Raw genomic sequence first — 8,252 nt, 5'->3', positions numbered from 1 at the left:
CTGACGGCGGCCGCGGCCGGCGGTCTGTTCCGATGTAACGAACCAGATCGGGCCGCGCTCGCCGGCCCTCGCCTGCTCGATCGCCTCGGTATTGGTCGAGCCGATCCGTTCGAACGCCGCGAGCTTATAGCCCGCGGCCGATGCGCGAGGACCGAGCGCGAAAGCCATCCTAGAACAGCGACTTTGCGGCGGCGGAAGCGACGCTCACCACCGGACCTGCGAACAGCGCAAACAGGATGTTGAACAGGCCCGCGACCGCCAGCACCGTCTTCACCTCAACGCGCACCGGATCGACCTGGCCGGCCGGCTCGTCGAAATACATCGTCTTGACGATGGTGAGGTAGTAGTAGGCGCCGACCACGCTGGTCAGCACGCCGATGACGGCGAGCGTGAACAGGTTCGCCTTGATGGCGGCGACGAAGACGTACCATTTGGCGAAGAAGCCGGCGAGCGGCGGGATGCCGGCCAGCGAGAACAGCAGCATCGCAAACATGAAGGCGAGCAGCGGATTGGTCCGCGACAGACCTGCGAAATCGCTGATCTGCTCGACGGCCTGGCCGTTGCGGCGCATCGCGAGGATGATCGAGAACGAGCCGAGCGTCATCGCGACATAGATCACGATGTACATCAGGACACCCTGCGCGCCCTCGACCGTGCCGGAGGCAAGGCCGACCAGCGCGAAGCCCATGTGGCCGATCGAGGAATAGGCCATCAGGCGTTTGATGTTGCTCTGGCCGATCGCGGCGAAGGAGCCGAGCGCCATCGAGGCGATCGCCACGAACACCAGGATCTGCTGCCACTGCGAGACGATGCCGGGGAATGCGGTCAGCGTGACGCGGGTGAACACGGCGAGCGCCGCCACCTTCGGCGCCGAGGCGAAGAAGGCGGTGACCGGGGTCGGCGCGCCCTCATACACGTCCGGCGTCCACATGTGGAACGGCACGGCCGAGACCTTGAAGCAGAGGCCGACAAGCAGGAAGACGAGGCCGAAGACGAGGCCGACATTCGAGACCGTCGCGGCCGCCGCGATGCCGGTGAAGCTGACGGTACCGGTGAAGCCGTAAATGAGCGAGGCGCCGTACAGCAGCATGCCCGAGGACAGCGCGCCGAGCACGAAATACTTCAAACCGGCTTCGGTCGACTTGGCGTTGTCGCGGTTCGAGGCCGCCACGACGTAGAGCGCCAGCGACATCAATTCGAGGCCGAGATAGAGCGAGATCAGGTCGCCGGCCGAGATCAGCACCATCATGCCGAGCGTCGAGAGCAGCACAAGGATGGCGTACTCGAAGATCCGCCGCGAGGGGTCGGAGAGGAACTCGGTCGACAGCACCAGTGTCACCGCCGAGCCGATCAGGGCCAGGATCTTCATGAATCGAGCGAAATCGTCGACGATGAAGCTGCCGCCGAAGGTCACATGCTTGCCCGCGGGCAGCATGTATTCGAGCACGCCGACCACGACCAGGAGCACGACCGCCAGCGAGGTGACGGTCTTGGTCGTCTCCTGCCCGCGATAGGCGCCGAGCATCAGGAGCGCCATGGCGCCGACCGCGAGCACGATCTCGGGCAGTACCGGCGCCAGTTGATAACCTGCAGTCTCAAAGCTCATGGCGATATCCTGACCTGCCCGATCACTGGAGCAGTGCGGCGGCCTTCACGGCCGTCACAGCGGTGTTGTAGTTGTTGACGAGTTGCTGGACCGAGGCGGCCGACATGTCGAGCACCGGCTTCGGATAGACGCCGAACAGGATCGTCAGCGCGATCATCGGGAACAGCGTCAGGCACTCCCGGAAGGTGAGATCCTTCATGCTCGCCAGCGACGGCTTGACCAGCGCCCCGAACACGACCTTGCGGTAGAGCCACAGCGCGTAGCACGCCGACAGGATCACGCCGAAGCTGGCGAAGAACGCCGTCGGGATCGAGACCTTGAAGGTGCCGAGCAGCGTCATGAACTCGCCGACGAAGCCGCTGGTGCCGGGCAGACCGACATTGGCCATGGTGAAGACCATGAAGGTCAGCGCGTAGAGCGGCATCCGGTTGACGAGGCCGCCATAGGCCGCGATCTCGCGGGTGTGCAGACGGTCGTAGACGACGCCGACGCAGAGGAACAGCGCGCCGGAGACGATGCCGTGCGAGATCATCTGGAACACGCCGCCGGCGACGCCCTGCATGGTGCCGGCGAAGATGCCCATGGTGACGAAGCCCATATGCGCCACGGACGAGTACGCGATCAGCTTCTTCATGTCCTCCTGCATCAGCGCCACCAGCGAGGTGTAGATGATGGCGATGGCCGAGAGCGTGAAGATCAGCGGCGCGAAGTCGTGCGAGGCCAGCGGGAACATCGGCAGCGAGAAGCGCAGGAAGCCGTAGCCGCCCATCTTCAGCAGGATCGCGGCCAGGACCACCGAGCCCGCGGTCGGCGCCTCGACGTGCGCGTCGGGAAGCCAGGTGTGCACCGGCCACATCGGCATCTTCACCGCAAACGAGGCGAAGAAGGCCAGCCACGCCCAGGTCTGCAACGACCGCGGCACGGCCGTGTGCATCAGGGTCGGGATGTCCGTGGTGCCGCCGTTCCAGTACAGCGCCATGATGGCGAGCAGCATCAAGACCGAGCCGAGCAGCGTGTAGAGGAAGAACTTGAACGACGCGTAGACCCGGCGCGGGCCGCCCCAGACGCCGATGATCAGGAACATCGGGATCAGGCCGCCCTCGAAGAACAGGTAGAACAGCACGAGATCCAGCGCCGAGAAGGTGCCGATCATCAGCGTTTCCAGGATCAGGAACGCCATCATGTATTCGCGGACGCGGTTGGTGATCGCCTTCCAGCTCGCGATGATGCAGAACGGCATCACCGCGGTGGTGAGGATCACCAGCGGCAGCGAGATGCCGTCGACGCCCATGTGGTAGGTGATGCCGGTCGCGAGCCAATTCGCCTTCTCGACGAACTGGAAGTCGGGATTGCTGGGGTCGAAGCGCATGACCAGGATTACCGACACCGCGAAGGTGATCAGCGTGGTCCAGAGCGCGATCCAGCGCGAATTGCGCCGGGCCGCTTCGTCATCGCCGCGGCTGAGATAGACGATCAGCGCGCCGACCAGGGGCAGGAACGTCGTGACCGAAAGAATGGGCCAGGTTATCATTTACTGGCCTCCAAAGCCGAACATGAACCAGGTGATCAGGCCGGCGGCGCCGATCAGCATGGCGAACGCGTAGTGATAGAGATAGCCGGTCTGGATCTTCACGACGTTGCGGGTGACGTCCAGCACGCGGGCGGAGACGCCGTCGGGGCCAAGACCGTCGATGATGAAGCCGTCGCCCTTCTTCCAGAGCTGGTAGCCGATCCACTTCGCCGGACGGACGAAGATGATGTCGTAGAGCTCGTCGAAGTACCATTTGTTGAGCAGGAACTGGTACAGCATCGGCTGTGTGTTCGCGAGCTCGACCGGCAGGTAAGGCCGGCGGATGTAGAACAGGTACGAGACGAGGAAGCCCAGCACCATCATCACCGTCGGCAGGAACGCGATGGTCTCGGGGATGTGGTGCATCTCCTCGATGATGTGCGGGTTCATCTTCACGGACTCGCGGAAGAACTCCTCGACGCCGTGACCGGCGAACAGCTCCTTGAACGGTAACCCTGCGACGAACGAGCCGACCGCGAGCACGCCGATCGGGATCAGGATCCAGAGCGGAGCCTCGTGCGCGGCCTCGTAATGATGCTCGTCATGCGGCTCGCCGTGGAAGGTCTTGAAAATCAGGCGCCAGGAGTAGAACGAGGTCAGGCCAGCCGCGACGACCGTCATCAGGAAGCCGTACACCCCGAACGGATTATGCGAGGCGTAGGCCGCTTCGATGATCGCGTCCTTGGAGAAGTAGCCGGCGGTGAGCGGGAAGCCGGTCAGCGCCAGGGTACCGACCACCATCACCGCGTAGGTGTAGGGGATCTTCTTCCAGAGGCCGCCCATGTTGCGGATGTCCTGCTCGTGGTGCATCGCGTAGATCACCGAGCCGGAGCCTAGGAACAGCAGCGCCTTGAAGAAGGCGTGCGTGAACAGATGGAACATGCCGACCGAATAGGCCCCTGCTCCCATCGCCACGAACATGTAGCCGAGCTGCGAACAGGTCGAGTAGGCGACGATGCGCTTGATGTCGTTCTGGACGAGGCCGACGGTCGCCGCAAAGAACGCCGTGGTGGCGCCGAAGAACATCACGACGGCCTGCGCATTCGGCGCGAGCTCGAACAGCGGCGACAGGCGCGCCACCATGAACACGCCCGCGGTGACCATGGTCGCGGCGTGGATCAGCGCGGAGACCGGGGTCGGGCCTTCCATCGCGTCCGGCAACCAGGTGTGCAGCAGGAACTGCGCCGACTTGCCCATCGCACCCATGAACAGGAGGAGACAGGTCAGGGTCAGCGCATCGGCATGCCAACCGAGGAAGTTGATGGTCTTGCCGGTCAGACCGGGCGCGGCATGGAAGATGGTCTCGAAATCGGTCGAGCCGGCCAGCATGAAGATCGCGAAGATGCCGAGCGCAAAACCGAAATCGCCGACGCGGTTGACCACGAAGGCCTTGATCGCCGCGGCGTTCGCCGACGGCTTCTGGTACCAGAACCCGATCAAGAGGTAGCTGGCGAGACCCACGCCTTCCCAGCCGAAGAACAGCTGCACGAGGTTGTCGGCCGTCACCAGCATCAGCATGGCGAAGGTGAACAGGCTGAGATAGCCGAAGAAGCGCGGCCGGTTCGGGTCCTCGTCCATGTAGCCGATGGAATAAAGGTGCACGAGCGAGGACACGGTGGTCACCACCACCAGCATCACGGCGGTGAGCGTGTCGACCCGTAGCGTCCACCAGACCTGGAGCTCGCCGGAGAAGATCCAGGGCAGCAGCTGGATCCTGTAGTCGTGGTGCATGAAGCCGACGTCGACCAGCGTCATCCAGGACAGCGCCGCCGAGACGAACAGCAGCCCGGTCGTGATCAGCTCGGCAGCGCGCGAGCCGGCCGCCGGCGGCTCGGAAACATGGTGGTCGTCATGGCCGTGATCGTCGTGACCATGGTCGTCATGGGCGGCCGCGGCATGCGCGTCGCCATGGCCGTGGTCCCCGTGATGCTCGACCTCGTCGCCCGAGGGGTTGCGGGCATGCGCGCCGGCCAGGGCGATGAGCCCTGCCAGAATGGCGCCCAGCAGAGGCAGAAAAACGATTGCCTGAACCATGACTGAGCTCAGCCCTTCATCAGATTGACGTCCTCAACCGCGATCGAGCCGCGGTTGCGGAAATAGACCACCAGGATGGCGAGACCGATCGCGGCTTCAGCGGCTGCGACGGTCAGCACCAAAAGTGCGAAGACCTGGCCGACGATGTCGCCGAGGAAGGTCGAGAACGCGACGAGGTTGATGTTGACCGAGAGCAGGATCAGTTCGATCGACATCAGGATGACGATGATGTTCTTGCGGTTCAGGAAGATGCCGAGGATGCCGAGCGTGAACAGGATCGCGCCGACCGCAAGATAATGTCCGAGCCCGATCGTCATTTCACCCACTCCGCCGCGTCGGCGTCCGAGAGCCCCTGCCCTGGCGCCACCTTGCGCATCGCCATCGCCATCTCGGGCGTGCGCGCGTTCTGAACGTTGATGTCCTGCCGCTTCACGCTCGCCTTGTGGCGCAGCGTCAGCACGATGGCGCCGATCATGGCGACCAGCAGCACCATGCCCGAGAGCTGGAAGTAGTGGATGTACTTCGTATAGAGCACGAGACCGAGCGCCTCGGTATTGGAGACGTTGGCCGGGATCGCCGCCGTGATCGTCTTGGCGACGCCGGGGTTGATGACCCAGAAGCCGACGGTGAGCAGCAGCTCGAACAGGAAGATGCCGCCGATCACGAGGCCGACCGGCAGGTACTCGATGAAGCCCTCGCGCAGCTCGAGGAAGTCGACGTCGAGCATCATGATCACGAACAGGAACAGCACCGCGACGGCGCCGACATAGACGACGATCAGGATCATCGCCAGGAATTCGGCGCCCATCAGCACGAACAGGCCGGAGGCGTTGACGAAGGCCAGGATCAGGTACAGCACGGAGTGCACGGGATTGCGCGAGACAATCACCATCACGGCCGAGGCGACGCAGACGCCGGCGAAGAGATAGAAGAACAGCGCGGGAAGGATCATCGGGCATTCCCCGTCATTCCGGGGCGCGGGCAAAGCCCGCGAACTACGATGCGCAATTGCGCATCGGAGAATCTAGAGGTTGTGGCGCGAGATTCCGGGTTCGCGCTTCGCGCGCCCCGGAATGACGAGAGGTTGGCGGGAAGGATCATGCCCTCACCTCACCGGTACGGCGCATCGAGCTCGATCGCTTTCGCGATCTCGCGTTCCCAGCGGTCGCCGTTGGCGAGCAGCTTGGCCTTGTCATAGAACAGTTCCTCGCGGGTCTCGGTCGCGAACTCGAAGTTCGGACCTTCGACGATGGCGTCGACCGGACAGGCCTCCTGGCAGAGGCCGCAATAGATGCACTTCACCATGTCGATGTCGTAGCGCACGGTACGGCGGGTGCCGTCGTTGCGGCGCGGGCCGGCCTCGATGGTGATGGCCTGCGCCGGACAGATCGCTTCGCACAGCTTGCAGGCGATGCAGCGTTCTTCGCCGTTCGGATAGCGGCGCAGCGCGTGCTCGCCGCGGAAGCGCGGCGAGATCGGGCCCTTCTCGAACGGATAGTTCAGCGTCGGCTTCGGCTGGAAGAAATAGCGCATGGCGAGGAAGAACGCCGAGACGAATTCCGACAGCAGAAGCGAGCGTGCAGTGGCGTTGATGTTGATACCCATGACGGCCCTCACTTCGGCGCGATGCCGGCGAAATGCAGCACGCCGGCCACCACGATCACCATCGCCAGCGACAGCGGCAGGAACACCTTCCAGCCGAGGCGCATCAATTGATCGTAGCGGTAGCGCGGCACGATCGCCTTTGCCATCGCGAACAGGAAGAACATGAAGAAGACTTTGAGCGAGAACCAAATGATCCCCGGCACCCAATTGAAGGGCGGCAGGTCCACCGGCGGCAGCCAGCCCCCGAGGAACAGGATCGTGGCCATCGCGCACATCGTGACGATCGCGACGTATTCGCCGAGCATGAACAGCAGATACGGCGTCGAGCCGTACTCGACCATGAAGCCGGCGACGAGCTCGGATTCCGCTTCGACGAGGTCGAAGGGCGGACGGTTGGTCTCCGCCAGCGCCGAGACGTAGAACACCACGAACATCGGGAACAGCGGCCATACGTACCAGTTCAGGATGGTGAGCTGCGGCAGCCCGATCAGGCTGGCAAGGCCGCGGACATGCTGGGCTTCGACCACCGCCGACAGGTTCAACGTGCCGGCGCAGAGCAGCACCGTGATGATGACGAAGCCGATCGAGACCTCGTAGGACACCATCTGCGCCGCCGAGCGCAGCGCGGCCAGGAACGGATACTTCGAGTTCGACGACCAGCCGGCCATGATGATGCCGTAGATCGACAGCGACGAGATCGCGAAGATGAAGAGGATGCCGACATTGATGTCGGAGATCACCCAGCCGAGATTGGTCGGGATGACCGCCCAGGCAGCCAGTGCGAGCACGCACGACACCAGTGGGGCCAGCAGGAACACGCCCTTGTTGGCGCCAGCCGGAATGATCGGCTCCTTCAGCACGAACTTGAGCAGGTCCGCGAAGGATTGCAGCAGGCCCCACGGGCCGACCACGTTCGGGCCGCGCCGGATCTGCACCGCCGCCCAGATCTTGCGGTCGGCGAGCAGGATGTAGGCGATCGCGACCAGGAGGACGACGAGCACGAGGACACTCTGCGCGACCATGATGATCAGCGGCCAGAGGAATCCGGTCCAGAATGCGCTTTCGAAAAATTCCATCAGATCACGCTCACTCCGCTGCGGTCAGCATATGCCCGGAGGCGAGGCGCGAGCATTCCGCCATCACGGCGGATGCACGCGCGATTGGGTTGGTCAGGTAGAAGTCCTCGACCAGCGGCTTGAACGGCGCCTTCTCCGGCGAGCCGCCCTTCCCCGCCAGCTTCTTGATCTGGTCGGTCGAACCGGCCTCGATCTGATCGAGACGGATCAGATGCGGCACGGCCTTGAACACCGCCTGGCGCAGGGCCGCAAGCGAGTCGTAGCCGAGCTTCTTGCCGAGCGCCTCCGACAGCGCGCGGACGATCGCCCAGTCCTCGCGGGCCTCGCCCGGCGGAAACGCGGCGCGGCCCGTCATCTGCAC

7 protein-coding genes and 2 pseudogenes are annotated in these 8,252 nt (G+C 63.9%); all 9 read right to left on the bottom strand.

What is annotated here, in order from left to right:
• Positions 1-168: pseudogene (locus tag MOV74_RS24780) on the bottom strand (biotin--[acetyl-CoA-carboxylase] ligase); the annotation flags it as partial.
• A gap of 1 nt (position 169) precedes the next feature.
• Positions 170-1,606 carry an NADH-quinone oxidoreductase subunit NuoN gene (gene nuoN, locus MOV74_RS24775; RefSeq protein ID WP_246928540.1) on the bottom strand — a complete coding sequence of 479 codons (1,437 nt, stop codon included), beginning with the start codon at positions 1,604-1,606 and terminating at the stop codon, positions 170-172.
• A gap of 22 nt (positions 1,607-1,628) precedes the next feature.
• A complete protein-coding gene (locus tag MOV74_RS24770; protein ID WP_246928537.1) occupies positions 1,629-3,137 on the bottom strand; it encodes an NADH-quinone oxidoreductase subunit M in 1,509 nt (502 codons plus the stop codon).
• The gene (nuoL, locus tag MOV74_RS24765; protein WP_246928535.1) at positions 3,138-5,210 is read right to left on the bottom strand and encodes an NADH-quinone oxidoreductase subunit L; all 2,073 of its coding nucleotides are present in this window, start codon (positions 5,208-5,210) and stop codon (positions 3,138-3,140) included. It abuts the gene before it with no gap.
• A gap of 8 nt (positions 5,211-5,218) precedes the next feature.
• On the bottom strand, positions 5,219-5,527 hold the full coding sequence (gene nuoK, locus MOV74_RS24760) for an NADH-quinone oxidoreductase subunit NuoK (RefSeq protein ID WP_008547737.1): 309 nt from the start codon (positions 5,525-5,527) through the stop codon (positions 5,219-5,221).
• Positions 5,524-6,162, bottom strand: a complete 639-nt coding sequence (locus MOV74_RS24755; protein ID WP_246928526.1) for an NADH-quinone oxidoreductase subunit J — start codon at positions 6,160-6,162, stop codon at positions 5,524-5,526. Before MOV74_RS24755 ends, nuoK begins: the two co-directional genes overlap by 4 nt.
• A 158-nt stretch (positions 6,163-6,320) precedes the next feature.
• Complete coding sequence (nuoI, locus tag MOV74_RS24750; RefSeq protein WP_027529879.1) at positions 6,321-6,809, bottom strand: NADH-quinone oxidoreductase subunit NuoI; 489 nt, start codon at positions 6,807-6,809, stop codon at positions 6,321-6,323.
• A 14-nt stretch (positions 6,810-6,823) separates the two neighbouring features.
• Positions 6,824-7,891: an NADH-quinone oxidoreductase subunit NuoH gene (gene nuoH / locus MOV74_RS24745; protein WP_018320148.1), complete on the bottom strand. Its 1,068-nt coding sequence runs from the start codon at positions 7,889-7,891 to the stop codon at positions 6,824-6,826.
• A 10-nt stretch (positions 7,892-7,901) separates the two neighbouring features.
• Positions 7,902-8,252, bottom strand: a pseudogene (locus tag MOV74_RS24740) (NADH-quinone oxidoreductase subunit G); the annotation flags it as partial.

Origin of the sequence: Bradyrhizobium sp. SHOUNA76 (assembly GCF_023006445.1) — a bacterium.
GTDB lineage: Bacteria > Pseudomonadota > Alphaproteobacteria > Rhizobiales > Xanthobacteraceae > Bradyrhizobium.
This window is presented reverse-complemented; position numbering and strand designations above follow the sequence as displayed.